This is a genomic window from Lacinutrix sp. MEBiC02595, from assembly GCF_053601555.1.
The window spans coordinates 35649-55803 of sequence record NZ_JBSHNU010000200.1; the positions used below are offsets into that span (position 1 = coordinate 35649).

16 protein-coding genes and 2 riboswitches are annotated in these 20155 nt (G+C 33.8%); of the genes, 12 read left to right on the top strand and 4 right to left on the bottom strand.

The window, feature by feature from the left end:
* Nucleotides 1-3: 3 nt before the first annotated feature.
* From leuB to ACVCZW_RS06010, 4 genes are all read right to left on the bottom strand, one after another.
* Entirely contained in the window at nucleotides 4-1122 is a 1119-nt protein-coding gene (leuB, locus tag ACVCZW_RS05995) for a 3-isopropylmalate dehydrogenase (protein WP_452231926.1), read from the bottom strand.
* A 158-nt stretch (nucleotides 1123-1280) separates the two neighbouring features.
* Nucleotides 1281-1868 (bottom strand): 3-isopropylmalate dehydratase small subunit, encoded by a 588-nt coding sequence (gene leuD, locus ACVCZW_RS06000; RefSeq protein ID WP_452231927.1) that lies wholly within the window; start codon nucleotides 1866-1868, stop codon nucleotides 1281-1283.
* Nucleotides 1869-1958: 90 nt separating this feature from the next.
* Nucleotides 1959-3359, bottom strand: coding sequence for a 3-isopropylmalate dehydratase large subunit (gene leuC / locus ACVCZW_RS06005; protein WP_452231928.1), 1401 nt, complete (start codon nucleotides 3357-3359; stop codon nucleotides 1959-1961).
* A gap of 33 nt (nucleotides 3360-3392) precedes the next feature.
* Nucleotides 3393-4568: a 2-isopropylmalate synthase gene (locus tag ACVCZW_RS06010; RefSeq protein WP_452231929.1), complete on the bottom strand. Its 1176-nt coding sequence runs from the start codon at nucleotides 4566-4568 to the stop codon at nucleotides 3393-3395.
* Nucleotides 4569-4714: 146 nt separating this feature from the next.
* Here ACVCZW_RS06010 and ACVCZW_RS06015 point away from each other — a divergent pair, with 146 nt between their 5' ends.
* From ACVCZW_RS06015 to cysM, 12 genes are all read left to right on the top strand, one after another.
* Nucleotides 4715-6259 (top strand): hypothetical protein, encoded by a 1545-nt coding sequence (locus ACVCZW_RS06015; RefSeq protein ID WP_452231179.1) that lies wholly within the window; start codon nucleotides 4715-4717, stop codon nucleotides 6257-6259.
* 107 nt (nucleotides 6260-6366) lie between these two features.
* Nucleotides 6367-6489, top strand: a riboswitch (SAM riboswitch).
* A gap of 121 nt (nucleotides 6490-6610) precedes the next feature.
* A complete protein-coding gene (locus tag ACVCZW_RS06020) occupies nucleotides 6611-7903 on the top strand; it encodes an O-acetylhomoserine aminocarboxypropyltransferase/cysteine synthase family protein (RefSeq protein WP_452231930.1) in 1293 nt (430 codons plus the stop codon).
* Nucleotides 7904-7930: 27 nt separating this feature from the next.
* Nucleotides 7931-11380 carry a bifunctional aspartate kinase/homoserine dehydrogenase I gene (thrA, locus tag ACVCZW_RS06025; RefSeq protein WP_452231931.1) on the top strand — a complete coding sequence of 1150 codons (3450 nt, stop codon included), beginning with the start codon at nucleotides 7931-7933 and terminating at the stop codon, nucleotides 11378-11380.
* Nucleotides 11381-11404: 24 nt separating this feature from the next.
* Complete coding sequence (locus ACVCZW_RS06030; protein WP_452231932.1) at nucleotides 11405-12568, top strand: trans-sulfuration enzyme family protein; 1164 nt, start codon at nucleotides 11405-11407, stop codon at nucleotides 12566-12568.
* A gap of 25 nt (nucleotides 12569-12593) precedes the next feature.
* Nucleotides 12594-13004, top strand: coding sequence for an RrF2 family transcriptional regulator (locus ACVCZW_RS06035; protein ID WP_452231104.1), 411 nt, complete (start codon nucleotides 12594-12596; stop codon nucleotides 13002-13004).
* Between the two features lie 121 nt (nucleotides 13005-13125).
* Complete coding sequence (locus ACVCZW_RS06040) at nucleotides 13126-13746, top strand: phosphoadenosine phosphosulfate reductase domain-containing protein (protein WP_452231933.1); 621 nt, start codon at nucleotides 13126-13128, stop codon at nucleotides 13744-13746.
* Between the two features lie 12 nt (nucleotides 13747-13758).
* On the top strand, nucleotides 13759-15852 hold the full coding sequence (locus tag ACVCZW_RS06045) for a HEPN domain-containing protein (protein ID WP_452231934.1): 2094 nt from the start codon (nucleotides 13759-13761) through the stop codon (nucleotides 15850-15852).
* A 12-nt stretch (nucleotides 15853-15864) separates the two neighbouring features.
* A complete protein-coding gene (cobA, locus tag ACVCZW_RS06050) occupies nucleotides 15865-16647 on the top strand; it encodes a uroporphyrinogen-III C-methyltransferase (RefSeq protein ID WP_452231935.1) in 783 nt (260 codons plus the stop codon).
* Nucleotides 16648-16659: 12 nt separating this feature from the next.
* Nucleotides 16660-17256, top strand: coding sequence for a precorrin-2 dehydrogenase/sirohydrochlorin ferrochelatase family protein (locus ACVCZW_RS06055; protein ID WP_452231936.1), 597 nt, complete (start codon nucleotides 16660-16662; stop codon nucleotides 17254-17256).
* The gene (locus ACVCZW_RS06060; RefSeq protein ID WP_452231937.1) at nucleotides 17249-18298 is read left to right on the top strand and encodes an NAD(P)/FAD-dependent oxidoreductase; all 1050 of its coding nucleotides are present in this window, start codon (nucleotides 17249-17251) and stop codon (nucleotides 18296-18298) included. The genes ACVCZW_RS06055 and ACVCZW_RS06060 overlap by 8 nt, the downstream gene beginning before the upstream one ends.
* A gap of 9 nt (nucleotides 18299-18307) precedes the next feature.
* Nucleotides 18308-19036: a serine O-acetyltransferase EpsC gene (gene epsC, locus ACVCZW_RS06065; protein ID WP_452231110.1), complete on the top strand. Its 729-nt coding sequence runs from the start codon at nucleotides 18308-18310 to the stop codon at nucleotides 19034-19036.
* On the top strand, nucleotides 19036-19926 hold the full coding sequence (gene cysM / locus ACVCZW_RS06070; RefSeq protein WP_452231111.1) for a cysteine synthase CysM: 891 nt from the start codon (nucleotides 19036-19038) through the stop codon (nucleotides 19924-19926). Before epsC ends, cysM begins: the two co-directional genes overlap by 1 nt.
* A gap of 58 nt (nucleotides 19927-19984) precedes the next feature.
* A riboswitch (SAM riboswitch) is annotated at nucleotides 19985-20103 on the top strand.
* The last annotated feature ends 52 nt before the right edge of the window (nucleotides 20104-20155 follow it).

The window sequence follows — 20155 nt, forward strand, 5'->3', positions numbered from 1 at the left end:
GTGTTATATGATAGTAGATTGACCTAAATGTATATTATTAAAATTAAGATTAGAATCTTTAGGGTTCGAAATGTAGTCCGCAATAAAATCTCCAACTTTAGAGGTTGTTACATTGCTATACTCTGTATTTAAATCTGGTGTTGTAATGTTAAGGAGTAATGATTTTTCAACCGCTTTTCTAATAAGATCGGCTTCTTCAGATAAACCAAAATGATCTAATAACATGGCAGCAGATAAAATAGAGGCAATCGGGTTTGCAATACCTTTGCCTGTAGCTTCCGGGTACGAACCGTGAATAGGCTCAAACATGGCATATTTGTCTCCCACAGATGCCGAAGCTAATAAACCAATAGAACCGCCAATAACACTAGCTTCATCACTAATAATATCACCAAACATATTCTCTGTTAAAATAACATCAAACTGTTTTGGGTTTAAAATCATTTGCATCGCAGCATTATCTACAAATAAGAAATCTAAGCTAACCTTTGGGTATTCTTTTGCGATTTCAGTAACTACTCTTCGCCAAAGTCTAGAGCTTTCTAAAACATTTGCTTTATCCACTAAAGTCACTTTATTTCTTCTAGTTGCTGCAGCTTTAAAAGCTAAATGTGCGATACGTTCAATTTCAGGTTTTGTGTATAAACATAAATCGGAAGCCGTATTACCATCTGCACTCAAATGCTTTTCTCCAAAATAAATACCGCCAGTTAATTCCCTGTAAATACTAATATCTGTACCTTCTATGATGTGTCTTTTTAATGGCGATTGATCCAGTAAAGTTTCATAAGCCTTTACAGGTCTAATGTTTGCGTATAAACCTAAAGATTTACGTAGACGCAATAAACCTTGTTCCGGACGCACTTTTGCATCTGGATTGTTATCGTATTTCGGAGCTCCAATCGCACCAAATAAAATAGCATCAGAGACCTCGCATAAATCTAATGTTTGCTCTGGCAACGGATTTCCTGTTTCGTCAATTGCAATCGCGCCAACAGAAGCTTGCGTAAATGAAAACGAATGATCAAACTCTAAAGCAATTGCTTGTAAAGCTTTTATTGCCTGCTTTGTCACTTCTGGACCAATACCATCTCCTGGTAAAACTGCTATTTTTAATTTCATCTTTGCTATTTTTTTCAATTCCGTGAAAACGGAAATCTTAATTTTTATTTTGTTTGGGCGTTACCATACTGCGCTAAAGCTTCGTGTGGTCGCGCTTTTCGTTATATCTTTTTTTCGTGCCTCAAAAAAGGATGCCACTGCAATCGCTAACGCACGTGTTAACTAGTTGCATTTTCAAAAGCCTCAATGACTGTTTTTTTGCTTAGTAAATAATCAATATCATCATAACCATTTATCATACAGGTTTTTTTGTATGCGTCAATTTCAAAAGCTTCCGATAAATTAGTGTCAGCTACCGAAATGGTTTGTAGTTCTAAATTAACGATTATTTCTGTTTCTGGTTTGTTTTCAATAGTATTTAATAATTCTTTTAAAAACACTTCACTAACCTGAACAGGTAACAAACCATTATTTAAAGCATTTCCTTTAAAGATGTCTGCAAAAAAACTAGAAACTACTACTTTAAAACCATAATCGGTTAAAGCCCAGGCTGCATGTTCTCTACTAGAACCACATCCAAAATTATCTCCAGCGACTAAAATGGTTCCAGAGTAATTTTCGTTATTAAGTGCAAATTCTGTGTTTATAGATCCGTCCTTTTTATATCTCCAATCTCTAAAAACATTGTCTCCAAAGCCTTTTTTATCTGTCGCTTTTAAAAAACGCGCAGGAATAATTTGATCGGTATCGACATTTTCAATTTGTAACGGAATTGCTCTAGACTGTAATGTTGTAAATTTTTCCATCTCAACTTCCTGCAAAAACAGGAATCTCTATTTAATTAGTTATTGTTTTATTTATCAAACCTGACAGGTCTTTTTTTTGTGCATTAAGAATTAAGCAAATTCTAATTCCTCAATTTCTTGCGTCACATCTACTATTTTTCCTGCAACAGCTGTTGCGGCTGCAACTAACGGACTAGCAAGAATGGTTCTAGAACCTTGTCCTTGGCGGCCTTCAAAATTTCGGTTAGAAGTGGAAACACAATATTCGCCTTGCGGAATTTTATCATCATTCATGGCTAAACATGCAGAACAACCTGGTTGTCTTAATTCAAATCCAGCGGCATCAAAAATATCTTTTAGTCCTTCTTCTATAATTTGAGCTTCTACTTGTTTAGATCCAGGAACTAGCCAAGCAGTAACATTTTTAGCTTTTTGTTTTCCTTTTATAAATTTTGCGGCAACTCTAAAATCTTCAATTCTAGAATTGGTACAGCTTCCTATAAATACAAAATTAATAGGTTTGTTTATTAAGCTTTCTCCAGCTTCAAAATTCATGTACTCCAAAGATTTTTTAAAGGAAGCACTAGTGTCTGTAGGAATGTTTTCGGTGATTTTAATTCCCATTCCTGGATTAGTACCATAGGTAATCATTGGTTCTATATCTTCAGCATCTATAAAATATTCTTTATCAAAAGTAGCGCCTTCATCTGTTGGTAAGGTTTTCCAATAGGCTACTTTGTTTTCAAATTCTTTTCCTTTAGGAGCAAATTCTCTTCCTTCCACATAATCAAATGTCGTTTGGTCTGGAGCAATCATGCCGCCTCGAGCGCCCATTTCAATACTCATATTGCAAACGGTCATTCTTCCTTCCATGCTCATTTCTTCAAAAACATTTCCTGCATATTCACAAAAATATCCGGTTCCAGAATTGGTGCCTAATTTCGAGATAATATAAAGAATAACATCTTTTGGTAAAACCCCTTTTTTAAGCTTTCCGTTTACCGAAACTCTTAAGCTTTTTGGTTTTGTGAGTAGTAAGCATTGGCTCGCAAAAACTTGTGCTACTTGACTGGTTCCAATACCAAATGCTATGGTGCCAAAAGCACCATGTGTTGAGGTGTGGCTGTCGCCACAAACCATCGTCATTCCTGGTAGGGTAAAACCTAATTCGGGAGCCATTACATGTACAATACCATTGTATTTGTGGCCCAATTGGTAAAGCGTAATATTATTTTTTTTACAATTAATAGATAGTTGTTCTAGTTGTTTTCTAGATAATTCATCTTTAATTGGTTGATCTTGATTTTGTGTTGGTGTATTATGATCTGCTGTTGCAACAATTTGTTCTGGTCTAAAAACAGGAATTCCGCGATCTTCTAATTCGTTAAAAGCTTGCGGACTTGTTACTTCGTGTATTAAATGTTTGTCTATATAAAGAACTTGTGGACCATTTTCTATAGTGTCCACCACGTGTGCATCCCAGACTTTATCGAATAGTGTTTTCTTACTCATATTTATTTCCGCGAAAGCGGTAATTTCAATTAACTAAGCGCTAATTATTTGTTGGTATACTTTACTAGTTTCAATGATTTGATGAATATCATGATCATTAATTTCTTTCTTATTATCGGCGTACGTTAAAAAGCTTGCATAGATTTCATCTAATTGTAATTTGGTTAATTCGTAACCAATATTTTTAGATCTATATGCTAAAGCAGCTCTACCACTTCTAGCGGTTAAAATAATAGCCGATTCTGTTACACCAACATCTTTGGGGTTGATGATTTCGTACGTTTCACGGTTTTTAATAACGCCATCTTGGTGTATTCCTGAGCTGTGTGCAAAAGCATTTGCGCCAACAATTGCTTTGTTTGGTTGGGTATAAATCCCCATGCTATCGGAAACTAATTGACTAATTCCGTAAAGCATTTCGGTTTTAATATTGGTATCTAAATTTAAATATGGATGTTGTTTTAATACCATCACTACTTCCTCTAAAGCAGTGTTTCCTGCACGTTCACCAATACCGTTAATGGTGCATTCAATTTGGCGAGCGCCATTTATTACGCCTTCAATAGAGTTGGCAGTTGCTAAACCTAAATCGTTATGGCAATGACAAGATAAAATTGCCTTTTCAATGCCTTTTACATTTTCTTTTAAATATTTGATTTTTGCACCATATTCACTTGGTAAACAATATCCTGTAGTATCTGGGATGTTTAAAACGGTAGCGCCAGCTTTAATTGCAGCTTCGCAAACTCTAGCTAAATACTCGTTATCTGTTCTTCCTGCATCTTCTGCATAAAATTCCACATCTTCAACAAACGACTTTGCATACTTTACAGCGGCAAAAGCACGCTCTATGATTGCTTCTTTATTCGACTTAAACTTATGAATAATATGAGAGTCTGATGTTCCGATTCCTGTATGTATTCTAGGTTTTTTAGCGTATTTTAGTGCTTCTGCAGCAACTTTAATATCGTTTTCTACAGCTCTAGTTAAACCACAAACCGTAGCGTTTTTTACAATCCTAGAAATTTCTTGAACCGATTTAAAATCTCCTGGACTAGAGACGGGAAAACCCGCTTCAATGACATCCACTCCAAGTGCGTCTAGCTGCTCTGCGATTATAACTTTTTGTTCGGTGTTCAGTTTACAACCAGGAACTTGCTCTCCATCACGCAGTGTTGTATCGAATATTTGTATATTGTTATTTGACATATATCAAAATATATTTTAGTATTGTATTACGAATTTATATTTTGATTAGGTATTATTATTTGTTTTTGATTTACTTTTACGACGCTCAAAAGCATAAACTTAATTTAATGCATTGAAAATCAAATAGTTAAAACAATATTCTATTGATAACTAAAGAACAAAAAGATAATTTATTTTTATTAGTTAAGTCATTAACTAAATCTGAAAAGCGACAATTTAAATTGTATGTGGGCAGACTTGGAGTAAATTCAGATTCTAAGTTTTTAAAATTGTTTAACCTGTTAGATAAGGCCCCAACGTATGACGAGGCTTCCATTATTAAAAGCGGTATTGTTAAAAAACAACAGGTTGCTAATGTAAAAGCGCATTTGTACAAGCAGATTTTAATAAGTTTAAAATTAAATCCTTCCCATCAAAATATACGTTCTCAAATTAGAGAGCAGTTAGATTTTGCGTCTATTCTATATCATAAAGGATTGTATAAACAAAGTCTAAAAATTCTGGATAAGGCAAAAGAGTTGGCAATTGTTAACGAAGAAAAAAATGCTGCTTTTGAGATTATTGAATTAGAAAAAATAATCGAATCCCAATACATTACGCGAAGTATAAGTACACGTGCAGATGCATTGGCAATGCAAGCAAAAGAGATTAGTTCGTTAAATGTTATTGCTAGTAAATTGTCGAATTTATCACTTCAATTATATAGTATAATCTTAAAAACAGGTTATGTTAAAAACGAAGAAGAAAGCCTTTTAGTAACCGATTATTTTAATAAAAGGCTTCCCAAATTTAATATAGCTAAAGTAGGTTTTAGAGAGAAATTATGGTTTTATAAAGCGCATTTATGGTATAGCTTTTTGTTACAAGATTTTTTAAATTGTTATAAATATGCTTCCAAATGGGTGGATTTATTTTATCAGAATCCAAGTATGATAAATCTAAATCCAGTTTTCTTTTTAAAAGGAAATAACTATCTTTTAGAGGCTATATTTTTTATTAGAAATAAACCCAAATTTCTTGAAAAACTAAACGAGTTTCAATCTGCAGTTCATGCAGAAAACTTCCCTAAAGACGAAAATGTAGCAAGCTTAGTTTTTCTATATACTAATTTTCATAAAATAAATGGACACTTTATCGATGGTAGTTTTGACGAAGGTTTGTCGCTTATTCCTCAAATAGAAAAGGAGCTAATTCCATTCAAAACTAAAATTGATGCACACCATAAAATGGTTTTCTATTACAAGTTTGCAAGTATGCATTTTGGAGCAGGGAATAATAAAGAATGTATTAAATATTTAGATAAAATTATATCCAATAAAACACTTTCCATGCGAGAAGATTTGCTCTGTTTTTCTAGAGTTTTAAATCTTGTTGCGCATTATGAAGCGGGTTTAGATTATCATTTAGAAACCTTGTTAAGAAGTACTTATAAATTTTTAATCAAGATGAATGATTTGCATGAAGTGCAAAAAGAGATGATAAAATTCATTAGAGGTTTACAAGATATTTATCCGCAAGACCTTAAAAAAGAGTTTAAAAAACTATTAGAAGTTTTAAAACAATATGAAGATCATCCGTATGAACGTCGTGCATTTTTATATTTAGATATTATTTCTTGGCTGGAAAGTAAAATTGAAAATAAGCCTGTAGGTCAGGTTATCAAAGACAAGTATATTGAAAACTATGCTTAGATTTTTATCTGATTTCAAAAAAAAGAAATAAAAAAAGCTTTAAAAATTTGGATATTAAACTTTTGTGATGCAATATTTGTGCTCACAAAGTTCAAACACTTACTGAAATGTTATCAAGAAAGGCGGAGAGATAGACTCGTTGAAGCCTTAGCAACCCTTAGATTTACTAAGAAGGTGCTAAATTCTACTTAATTTTCGATTCATTAATCGAAATATTGGATAGATAACTCAAATCTAATTACCCATCTGTAATTAGTATTTTCTTTTTAACATTTTTCTATTAAGTACGCTTCTAACGAGGCTTATTTGGCTTTTGGTTTAATTTATTTTAATTCAAAAAAACTTAGAAAAATGAGTACACAAAAATTCGCAACCAAAGCGTTGCACGCAGGACACGACGTTAGTAAAACAGGAGGAACCAGAGCCGTTCCAATTTATCAAACAACATCTTATGTTTTTAACGATTCGGATGATGCAGCAGGAAGATTCAATCTTTCGGTTCCAGGCTTTATTTATACCCGATTAAATAATCCTACAAACGATATTTTAGAACAACGATTAGCTGCCTTGGAAGGCGGAATTGCAGCAGTAGCAACAGCTTCTGGAACAGCAGCTATTTCTACAACATTACTTACACTTTTAAAAGCAGGGGATCATATTGTGGCATCGAGCAGTTTGTATGGAGGAACCTATAATCTATTAAGTGTTACGCTACCAAGACACGGTATTACAACCACTTTTGTAGATCCTTCTGATGCCGAAAATTTTAAAAATGCAACCCAAGAGAATACAAGAGCGTTTTTTGTAGAATCTTTAGGGAATCCAAAATTAGATGTTTTAGATCTAGAAGCTATTTCTAAAGAAGCTAAAAGTAGTAAAGTGCCTTTAATTGTAGATAATACCGTGGCAACTCCATATTTATTAAATCCAATAGCATATGGTGCAAACATTGTAATTCACTCGCTAACAAAATATATTACTGGTAACGGAACTTCCCTTGGCGGAATTATTATCGACGCTGGAACTTTTGATTGGACGAACGGAAAATTCCCGGAATTCACAGAGCCTTCTGCAGGTTATCATGGTTTAGTATATAGCGAAGCTATTGGAGCAGCAGCTTTTATTGCAAAAGTTCGAATTGAAGGTCTTCGTGATTATGGTGCTGCATTGAGTCCTTTTAATGCTTTTCAAATCATTCAAGGTTTAGAGACTTTAGAATTACGTATTAAGAAACATAGTCAAAATGCACTCGAATTAGCAAAATGGTTACAAGAACAACCTGAAGTAAATTGGGTGAATTATCCAGGATTGGAAACTAGTAAATATAGAGACTTGGCTAGAAAGTATTTGCCAAACGGACAAAGTGGTGTGGTAACTTTTGGCGTAGATGGCGGTTATGAGTCTGCTAAAAAAATTGCAGATACGACAAAACTTTTCTCTTTACTGGCTAATATTGGCGATACAAAATCCTTAATTATTCATCCAGCAAGTACAACGCACCAGCAGCTAAGTGATGAAATTCAAGAATCAGCAGGAGTTACAAAAGATTTAATTCGTTTGTCTGTTGGGATTGAAAATATTGAAGACTTAAAAGCAGATTTAAAAGAAGCTTTTCAAGTTTTAAAGAAAACAGTTCTGGCTTAATACATCTTCATTCGTGTTCATAAATAAATGCGGCGTAATATTTTTTGCGTAGCATTTCTAACTACTCCAAACGTAATAATGGCTGCATTGCATTACATAAAAATTTCTGGTTTCCAACTTGCTTCTGGCGTGAATCAGGATGTGGAATTGTCGTATCAAATTTTCGGACAACCTTTACATCAAGCACCAATTGTATTGGTGAATCATGCGCTTACAGGAAATAGTAATGTAACTGGGAAAGATGGTTGGTGGAGCGATGTCATTGGGCCAGATAAAGTAATTGATACTAATAAATATACTGTTTTAGCATTCAATATTCCCGGAAATGGATACGATGGTTTTGTCATAACAAATTACAAGGATTTCGTAGCAAGAGATATAGCAAAACTATTTTTATTAGGACTAGAAAAATTGAAGATATCCTCCGTTTTTGCAATGATAGGAGGTTCTTTAGGAGGTGGGATTGCCTGGGAGATGGCTGTATTGTCACCAGATGTAGCGACGCATTTGATTGCCGTAGCGACCGATTGGAAATCTACAGATTGGCTAATTGCAAATTGCCAAATACAAGAGCAGTTTTTAGTGAATTCGAGCAATCCAGTACATGACGCAAGAATGCACGCTATGCTTTGTTATAGAACGCCAAAATCTTTTAAAGAACGTTTTAAAAGAAGTAGAAATAAGGAGTTAGAAATTTTTAATGTGGAAAGCTGGTTGCTGCATCATGGTAAAAAATTGCAAGAGCGTTTTCAGTTGTCGGCATATAAATTAATGAACCAATTATTAAGAAGTATAGATGTCACAAAAGACAGAGGTGATTTCGATACTGTTTTAAAAAATATCAATGCTAATATTACCATTGTAGGTGTAGATTCGGATTTGTTTTTTACTGCGGAAGAAAACAGAGAAACACAAAAACAATTAGCATTATTGCATCCAAATGTGACGTATAATGAAATTAATTCCGATCATGGACATGATGCTTTTTTAATAGAATTCGAGCAGTTAGAAAAAATAATTGAAACTATTTTTAATCCGAATTGTAAAAAAAATAAAATGAAAATATTAAAGTTTGGTGGGAAATCTTTAGCGAATAACGAAGGTTTAAACAACGCTATTTCCATTATAAAGAATAAAGTAAATAAAGAAGAACGTATAACCGTTGTGGTTTCGGCAAGAGCAAATGCAACGAATGAGTTAGAGGCAATTCTTTTAAAAGCTTCCAAAAAAGAAGCATACAAAGAAGCATTTTTAGCATTTCAAGAATACCAAATTGCACCTTTAAAAACGATAGATTTTTCCGAAGAATTTAAAACCTTAGAAACTATTTTTGAAGGCGTATTCTTATTAGGAGATTATAGTGAGAAAATTGAAAATCAAGTGTTGGCTTTTGGTGAGATTTTATCTGCTAAATTAATTGCAGAATTACTAAAGGAACAAAAAGTAAATGCTAATGCAACAGATGCTAGAGCTTTAATTAAAACAGATAGTAATTTTAGTAACTCGCAACCAATTCATAACGTTTCTAAAGAGAATGTTTTGGCGCATTTTAAACAATATAATGGAACTACAGTAAATGTAGTAACCGGTTTTATTGGCTCTAATCTGAAAAATGAAACCACCACTTTAGGAAGGAATGGTAGTAATTATTCGGCTGCATTATTGGCAAATTATTTAGATGCAGAAGAGCTTCAGAATTATACGCATGTTAACGGAATTTATACTGCTAATCCAGATTTGGTGCCAGATGCAAAAAAGATTAAAGAGCTTTCTTTTGCCGAGGCGAATGAGTTAGCAAACTTTGGAGCGACAATATTACATGCAAAAACCATCATTCCGTTATTAGAAAAAAATATAAACCTTCGTATTTTAAATACTTTTAATCCAGACGATGAAGGTACCTTAATTACTGCCAAAAAAGATAGCACGGAAGCTACTTCCTTATCTGTTTTAGATAATGTCGCTCTAATAAACCTAGAAGGTCGAGGGTTGTTGGGTAAAGTAGGAGTAGACGCTAGAATTTTCAAAGCATTAAGTGCACATGATATTAGTATTAGTATTATTTCTCAAGGTTCTTCAGAAAGAGGAATTGGATTAATTATTAATGCAGATAAAGCTACGCAAGCCGTTATTGCTTTAGAGCGCGAGTTTGAAAATGATTTTTACTCGCAAGACGTTAATAAGATTGATGTTGTAGACGATGTTTCGGTGATTTCTATTATTGGTATCGAGTTGAGCTCCTTTCATAAACCATTTAATGCGCTTATAAAAAATCAAATCACACCATTGCTCTTTAATAATACGTTTACCGGAAAGAATGTAAGTTTGGTGGTTAGAAAAGACCAATTGCTAAAGGCTGCAAATGTCATTCATGGCGAAGTATTCAATAGTTCAAAAAAAGTGAATCTTGCCATTTTTGGGCATGGTTTGGTTGGTGGTGCTTTAATTAATCAAATAATATCTTCTGCAAAAGAAATTGAAAAACGCAAAGGTGTAAAACTGAATATTTTCGCCATTTCTAATTCGAAAAAAATACTGTTATCTAAAAACGGGGTTACTGAAAATTGGAAAGAAGAAATACTAAAAAATGGAGAAGCATATGCTATTCAGAGTATTTTAGATTTTGCGGATAAACACCATTTAGAAAATTTAATTGCAATAGATAATACGGCAAGTAAAACCTTTGTAGAGAATTACAATACGTTAGTTTCTCATGGTTTTGATTTGGTGTCATCCAATAAAATTGCAAACACAATAGGTTTGAATTTTTATAAGGAACTAAGAGCGAATTTAGATAGAAATCAGAAAAAATATTTATACGAAACTAATGTCGGAGCGGGTTTGCCTTTAATCGATACCATTAAGTTATTACATCTTTCTGGTGAAAACATTACGCGTATTCGTGGTGTGTTTTCTGGTTCGTTAAGTTATTTGTTTAATACCTTTTCTGTGGAAGATCGATTGTTTTCCGAAGTATTAAAAGATGCAATAGATAAAGGTTTTACAGAACCAGATCCAAGAGAAGATCTTTGCGGAAATGATGTTGCTAGAAAACTGCTTATTTTGGCTAGAGAGTTAGATTTAAATAATGAAATGGAAGATGTTGTGATTCAGAATTTAATTCCGGAAGCGCTACAAAGTGTAGATGTATCTTCGTTTTTGAATGGTTTGGGTCAAATGGATGAAGCCTATTCTACGTTAAAAAATAACCAAGAAAAAGAGCATGTATTGCGATATATTGGAGATTTGTTTGGGAATTTAGAAGATGAAAATGGCGCAAAATTAGAAGTGAAATTAGTTTCTGTGCCAAAAAGTTCACCATTAGGTGCTTTAAAAGGATCGGATTCTATTTTTGAAATTTATACAGAATCGTACGGTGAACAACCATTGGTGATTCAAGGTGCAGGAGCGGGAGCACAAGTAACGGCAAGAGGTGTTTTTGGTGATATTTTGAGACTAATAGAAAATAATAATTAATAGTATTTAATAACCTAAATTGGTATGAGCAAGCATTTTGAAACCGAAGCAATTAGAACTCAGATGGAACGTTCTCCGTTTTTAGAGCATTCCACGCCAATGTATCTTACTTCTAGTTTTGTTTTTGAAGATGCCGAAGACATGAGAGCTTCGTTTACAGAAGAAAAAGATAGAAATATTTATAGCCGCTTTACCAATCCGAATACTTCGGAATTTGTAGATAAAATATGTAAAATGGAAGGTGCAGAAGCTGGTTATGCCTTTGCAACTGGTATGTCTGCTATTTTTTCCACATTTGCCGCGTTGCTAAATGCAGGAGATCATATTGTTTCTGCACGGAGTATTTTTGGTTCAACACATGGATTGTTTACCAAGTTTTTACCAAAATGGAATATCACCACCAGTTATTTTAATGTAAACGATTTAGACAGCATTGAAGCTTTAATTCAGCCTAGCACCAAAATTCTATATGCTGAAAGTCCGACAAATCCAGCAGTAGATATTATCGATTTAGAACGCTTGGGAAACATTGCTAAAAAACACAATATTTTATTGGTAATAGATAACTGTTTTGCAACACCATATTTGCAAAATCCGATTTTATTTGGAGCAGATTTAGTAATTCATTCTGCAACTAAATTAATAGATGGTCAAGGTCGCGTTTTGGGAGGCGTTACGGTTGGGAGTAAAGATTTAATCCGAGAAATTTATTTGTTTTCCAGAAATACAGGCCCTGCATTATCTCCATTTAATGCCTGGGTATTGTCCAAAAGTCTAGAAACACTTGCTGTTCGAGTAGATAGACATTGCGAAAATGCCGAAAAAGTGGCGTTGTTTTTAGAGTCGCATACCAATGTGAACTTAGTGAGATATCCTTTTTTAAAGTCGCATCCACAATACGAAATTGCTAAAAAGCAAATGAGAAAAGGAGGAAATATTGTCGCTTTTGAAGTGAAAGGTGGAATAGAAGCAGGAAGAAATTTTTTAAATAAAATTAAAATGGCTTCCCTTTCTGCAAATTTAGGAGATACAAGAACTATTGTAACACATCCAGCTTCTACAACACATAGTAAGTTAAATGAAACGGATAGATTAGAAGTGGGAATTACAGATGGATTAGTTCGTGTTTCGGTTGGTTTAGAGAATGTAGAAGATATTATTAACGATTTAAAACAGGCTTTAGATTAATCTTTAAAAGAAGTACCTTTGTAAGATGCTTTCAAAGAAAACAAAATACGGAATTAAAGCGCTCACCTTTTTGGCGAAACAAGAAGGTAATGCACCAGTAGCTATTGAAACGATTTCTAAAAGTGAAAACATTTCAAGAAAATTTCTAGAAAGTATACTGTTAAGCTTACGGAAAAATGGGTTTTTAGGATCTAAAAAAGGAAAAGGTGGCGGTTATTATCTTTTAAAAACACCAAATGAAATTCAAATGGTAGATGTCATGCGAATTTTAGAAGGTCCAATTGCAATGGTTCCTTGTGTAAGTTTAAACTTCTACGAAAAATGTTCCGATTGCCCAGACGAAGCCTCTTGTGCTGTGCATTTGTTAATGATTAAAGTGAGAGATAATACTTTAGATATTTTTCGAAATACCTCGCTTGCAGATTTAACTCGTTAACATATTAATAAAAACAACCCCCTATTTTTATGATTTAATTAGTGTTTAAAGAAGAATAAAATAATACATTTGCTTTATTACCCTAGTAAGTCGATAGGATTTATAGAATTAAAAGAACGGAATGATCAAATTAGATATTAATACACTAAACAAAGAGTTAAAAACGAAAACACCTGATGAAATTATTCAATGGGCTTTAACTCTATCTGACAACAGAATAGTAACGACAAGTTTTGGGAAATACTCTGCAATATTGTTAAGTACCATGTCTAAGCATGATAAAGATATAAAGGTGATTTGGTGCGATACATTATATAATGAACCAACTACCTATGCGCATGCTGTTAATCTTATAGAGGATTTTGATTTAAAAATCAATAAATACCAATCGTTAAAAACTAAAGAGGAGATAGATGCAACCATAGGTTTACCAACTATAGAAGATGATAATCATGCAGCCTTTTCTGAAATTGTAAAATTAGAACCTTTTAGAAGAGCATTGCAAGAGCATCAACCCGATTTATGGTTTACAAATATTAGAGTGCGTCAAACCGAATTACGAGACAAGAAAGATATTTTAAGTTATAGTAAAGATGGGATTTTAAAAATTAGCCCATTTTATTATTGGACAGATTATGATTTAGATAATTATTTAGAAGTCCACAATTTGCCTATAAACCATGAGTATTTTGATCCCATAAAAGCATTAGAGAATAGAGAGTGTGGTATACACTTGCAATAAAGTTGAAACAGTATGCAAAGTTTTAGAACCGAAATAGAAAACCCAGTAGTAGAACAAGATATTATGGATCTGGCCAATAAGATTCAGCTTTTTAAGGCCGGGAAAGTAGATGAAGAAAAATTTAGAAGTCTTCGTTTGGCAAGAGGAGTTTACGGCCAACGTCAAGAAGGAGTGCAAATGATTCGAATTAAACTGCCTTACGGTAAAGTTTTGAGTAATCAGCTGCACAGAATTTCTGATGTTTCTGATGAATATTCTCGTGGAAGATTACACATTACTACACGGCAAGATATTCAAATTCATTATGTCGATTTAGATCGTACACCGCAACTTTGGGCAGAATTAGAAAGAGATGATGTGACACTTCGTGAAGCTTGTGGTAATACCGTTCGAAATGTAACCGCAAGTGAAACTGCTGGAATAGATGTGAATGAACCTTTTGATGTTTCGCCGTATGCGGATGCTATTTTTAAGTTCTTTTTACGTAATCCTATTTGTCAGGAAATGGGAAGAAAATTCAAGGTTTCTTTTTCAGCTTCCGATGAAGATACTGGATTGTCGTACATGCACGATCTAGGTTTTATTGCTAAAATACAAAATGGTGTAAGAGGTTTTAAAGTGATGCTTGGTGGCGGATTAGGTTCACAACCAAGACATGCGGATTTATTTTATGATTTTTTAGAATCAGATAGAATCATTCCTGTAATGGAAGGTGTTTTAAGAGTTTTTGATCGTTATGGCGAACGTAAAAGCCGTGCCAAAGCTAGAATGAAGTTCTTAATAAAAGATCTTGGTTTAGAAGAATTTAAAAGACTTGTGGAAGAAGAACAAGGTGCTATCGAATATAAAACGGTGGCAATAGATGCGGATGTATATCCTGTTTCAATTCCTGTTACAGTGACAGCTCCAAAAGTAGAAATTAAGGACGAAGAAGCTTTTAACCTTTGGAAAGAAACAAACGTCATTCCGCAAAAACAAAAAGGATATTTCGCTATCGGAATTAAAGTCCTTTTAGGAGATTTTTATACAGACAAAGCAAGATTGTTAGCAGATTTGGTGCAAGAATATGCTGCAGGAGAGTTACGATTAAGTTTGCGCCAAAACATATTAATTCCGTTTGTGAAAGCAGACTTATTGCCATTTTTCTACCAAGAATTAGCTAAGCTAGGTTTTGTAGAAGCGGGTTATAATAAAGCGGTAGATATTACTGCATGTCCAGGTACTGATACTTGTAATTTAGGGATTGCAAGTAGTACCGGGATTGCAGATGAATTGGAACGTGTTATAAAAGCAGAGTATCCGCAATACTTGAAAAATGAAGATTTAGTCATTAAAATTAGTGGTTGTATGAATGCTTGCGGACAACACAATGCCGCAAATATTGGCTTTCAAGGGATGTCTATTCGTGCGCCAGATAAATTAGTTGCTCCAGCAGTACAAGTGCTTTTGGGAGGAGGGAATAGAGGGAACGGAAAAGGTGTCTTTGCAGATAAAGTAGTGAAAATGCCAAGTAGAAGAGGTCCAGAAGCCTTACGTAGAATTTTAAACGATTTTGAAGCTAACGGAAACGGAAAACTGTTTGTAGATTATTATTTACAACAAGGAGAAAAATATTTCTATGAAATGTTAACCGATTTATCTGATGCTACAAATCTTACACAAGACGATTTTATAGATTGGGGAACCAACGAAGCCTATATAAAAGCTATCGGAATTGGAGAATGTGCAGGAGTTGTTATCGATTTAATTGCAACGCTTTTTTTAGAAAGTGAAGAGAAAATAGAAACGGCAAAAGAAGCATTTAGTAATAAAGTGTATTCCAATGCGATCTATTTTGCATATAGCTCGATGGTGAATTCGGCGAAAGCAATTCTACTTTCCGAAAATATTTCAGTGAATACACAAGCAGGAATTATCAATACATTTCAAACTGAATTTGTAGAAAGCAATAAAATTAATTTAGGCGTTTCTTTTTCCGAATTAATTTATCAGATAAAAAATAATGCTCCAACCGAAGCATTTGCGAAAAACTATATCCAAAATGCAACAGATTTCTTAGAAGCTGTCCGTGTATTTAGAGAACAAGAAAAACAATTAGTATCCTAAATTACGTGTAAGATGAAAGCGATAATAACACCAAAACTAACCGTTGTAGGCGCAGGTCCTGGAGATCCAGATTTAATTACTTTAAAAGCAATTAAAGCAATTAAAGATGCGCAAGTTGTTTTGTACGACGCACTTGTAAATAAAGAATTATTGCAATATGCATCGTCAAAGGCAGAATTAATTTTTGTTGGGAAACGCAAAGGTTGTTATGCATACCAACAGGAACAAATTAATGCGCTTATTGTTAGTCGCGCTTTACAATATGGACATGTAGTACGTTTAAAAGGTGGTGATCCATTTATCTTTGGTCGTGGTGCAGAAGAAATCGATTATGTAAGACAATTTGGATTAGAAACCTATATGGTTCCAGGTATTTCCTCTTCGTTAGCAGTTCCTGCATATCAAGGAATTCCATTAACAAAAAGAGGAAGTTCCGAAAGTTTTTGGGTAATTACAGGAACTACAAAAGCACATACTATTTCTAATGATGTTGCGCTTGCAGCAAAATCTACAGCAACCGTTGTTATTTTAATGGGAATGGGGAAATTAGAAGAAATTGTATCTATTTTTTCTTCGGAAGGAAAACAAAAAACGCCCATCGCAATCATTCAAAACGGAACTACAAAAGAAGAGAAATTTGGGGTAGGAACGATAGAAACTATTTGCAATGTGGTAAAAGAAAAACAATTGGCAAATCCTGCAATAATTGTAATAGGAGAAGTGGTTGGAAAACGCGTGCAATTAGATTCTATTTTCAAAGAAATGAATAAGGAACCGGAAGTGATTTCTGCATAAGATTCGTGTAAAATGGAAGAGAGAAATAATTTATATCCAATATTTTTAAAAGTAGAACAACTCAACGTTCTTATTGTTGGAGGTGGAAATGTAGCATTAGAAAAATTAAGCTTTTTGCTAAAATCTAGTCCGAATGCAAAAGTGCAAATGGTAGCTCCTTTTTTTAGAGCCGAAACTATTACGCTTGCCACAAAATTTGGCATTGAAATGATACCAAATATTTATAATAATACGCTTTTAAGTAATAAACACATCGTTATTGCAACCACAGATAATATCGATGTAAATATAGAAGTTTACGAGGATTGCAAAGCACGGAATATTCTAGTAAATGTGGCTGATAATCCGCCATATTGTGATTTTTATATGGGCGGCATTGTTACCAAAGGAAATGTAAAAATAGCCATTTCTACCAACGGGAAATCTCCAACTACAGCAAAACGTTTACGTCAGTTTTTTGAAGATGTTATTCCAGATAATATTGACGATATGGTGAAGAATTTGAACGTTTTTAGAAAAACAATAAAAGGGGATTTCGAAGAAAAAGTAGACACTTTAAACGAATTCACAAAAGGTTTAATTAGTAAGAAAGAAGTACATCATGATTAAAACAGATATATTAATAATAGGAGCAGGTCCAACAGGTTTATTTACAGTTTTTGAGGCAGGATTGCTAAAATTAAAGTGCCATTTAATTGATGCATTGCCTCAGCCTGGCGGACAATGTTCTGAGATTTATCCTAAAAAACCTATTTATGATATTCCGGGATTTCCTGAAGTTTTAGCAGGAGATTTGACTACAAATCTATTAGAACAAGGGAAACAGTTTGAACCTGGTTTTACTTTAGGGGAACGTGCAGAGACCATAGAAAAACAAGAAGACGGAAGTTTTATTGTAACTACAAATAAAGGGACGCAACACCAAGCGCCAATTGTTGCCATTGCGGGAGGTTTAGGTTCTTTTGAGCCTCGTAAACCAAAGATTGAAAACATTGCGTATTACGAAGAAAAAGGGGTGGAATACTTTATTAAAGACCCGGAAGAATATCGTGATAAAAAAGTGGTGATTTCTGGAGGTGGAGATTCTGCTTTAGATTGGAGTGTGTTTCTAGCAAATATAGCTTCCGAAGTAACTTTAATTCATAGAAGAAATGAATTCCGTGGCGCTTTAGATTCCGTAGAAAAAGTGCAAGAATTAAAAAAACTAGGTAAAATAAACTTGATAACTCCAGCAGAAGTTACTGCTTTGCATGGTAATAATAAGTTAGACGGCATTACAATAACTAAAGACGGTGAAAAAACCTTACTAGAAACAGATCACTTTATTCCGCTATTTGGTTTGTCTCCTAAATTAGGTCCTATTGGAGATTGGGGATTAGAAATTGTTAAAAATGCTATAAAAGTGGATACATTAGATTATCAAACAAATATTCCCGGTATATTTGCAATTGGAGATGTAAACACATACGAAGGGAAACTGAAGTTGATCTTGTGTGGTTTTCATGAAGCAACTTTAATGTGCCAATCCGCATATAAAATTATTAATCCTGGTAAAAAGTATGTGTTAAAATATACAACAGTTAGTGGTATTGATGGTTTTGACGGTACACGTAAAGAAGCGCCAAAAGCAGTAGTTCAATCCATTAACTAATGAATTTAAATGGTTTTCAACCTTCGTTTAAAAGAAGAAGTAGCAATATTTACTAAAGATTTGTTTTATGCTTTATTTGAAAGTAGAGAAAAACAAAAAGAGGAATTAAAGTACTTAAAAGCAGTTTTTTTAAAATTTTCAACAGCACTTTCTGTAGAAAAAGGAGAGGCTATTTGGAAGTCTTTTTCTGAAAGATTACATCTAATTAAAAAGAAAATTGAGTTAGACGCCATTGCTGCAAAAGATAATGATCCAGCTTGTAAAAGTTTAAAGGAAGTGTATTTAGCATATCCGGGATTTCACGCTATAGCTGTGTATCGTTTAAGTCATGAGTTTTATAAATTAGATTTGCATATTCTTTCTAGAATGATGTCGGAGTATATTCATGGCATTACAGGAATTGATATTCATGCAGGAGCTACTATTGGTGATTCCTTTTTTATAGATCACGGAACAGGTGTTGTAATTGGCGAAACTGCAATTATTAAAAGTCAAGTTCAAATTTATCAAGGAGTTACTTTAGGCGGCATTCAAGTCAAAAAAAGTTTGGCATCCACAAAGAGGCATCCAACCATTGAAGATAATGTGACTATTTACGCAAATGCAACCATTCTTGGTGGCGATATTGTTATAGGAGCAAATAGTATTATAGGAGCAAATGTGTGGATTACACAATCTGTTCCAGAAAATTCATTAGTTACGTACCAATCTGAAATTAAAATTAAGACTAGAAAATAATGATAGAAGGAAAATCGATAACAGACTTAATTGGTAATACGCCTTTAATAGAAGCAACGCATATTTTACAAAAAGAAGGTGTACGACTATTTTTAAAACTAGAAGGGAAAAATCCTGGCGGAAGCGTTAAAGATAGAGCTGCTTATAATATGATTACCGAAGCCTTAAAACGTGGAGATATTAAAAAAGGGGATACTTTAGTGGAAGCTACAAGTGGTAATACCGGAATTGCCTTGGCATTTATAGCGCAACTTTTCGGATTAAATATGGTGCTTGTGATGCCAGAAAATTCTACACAAGAACGTATTAAAACGATGCGTGCTTATGGCGCGGAATTAATATTAACTTCGGTAGAAGTTGGTATAGAAGGTGCAAGAGATTTAGCAATCCAACTAGAAAAAGAAAAAGGATATTTCATGCTGAATCAATTTGCAAATGAGGATAATTGGAAAGCACATTACAAAACCACGGGCCCAGAAATCTGGAACGATACGAACGGCGAAATCACACATTTTGTTTCTGCAATGGGTACCACAGGAACCATTATGGGCGTTTCTACTTATTTGAAAGAGCAAAATAAAGACGTTGTAATTGTTGGTGCACAACCTAAAGATGGCGCGAAGATTCCGGGAATTCGTAAATGGCCAGAAGCCTATTTGCCAAAAATATTTAATGCTTCCAAAGTAGATCAAGTGGTAGATGTAAGTGAAGAAGATGCTAGAGCAATGACGAATCGTCTAGCAAAAGAAGAAGGCGTTTTTGCAGGAATGAGTAGTGGTGGATCTGTTGCTTCCGCATTAGAAATTGCAGCACAAATAGAAAAAGGAATTATTGTCGCTATTATCTGTGATATTGGTGATCGTTATATTTCCTCAGATTTATACGAATAAAAATTGGTAATCCTATTTTTATTCCCTTAATTTACACTTTAGTTCTTAATCGTATTGAATGTTATCACGAAAGGCAGAGGGATTAGACCCATTGAAGCCTTGGCAACCCTTTATAAAAAAGAAGGTGCTAAATTCTACTTTTTTCTGAATGTATTTCAGAAATTAGACAGATAACCACAAGTAATTACCTTACTTCCCTTCTGATGACATTTATATAATTTAATATAAC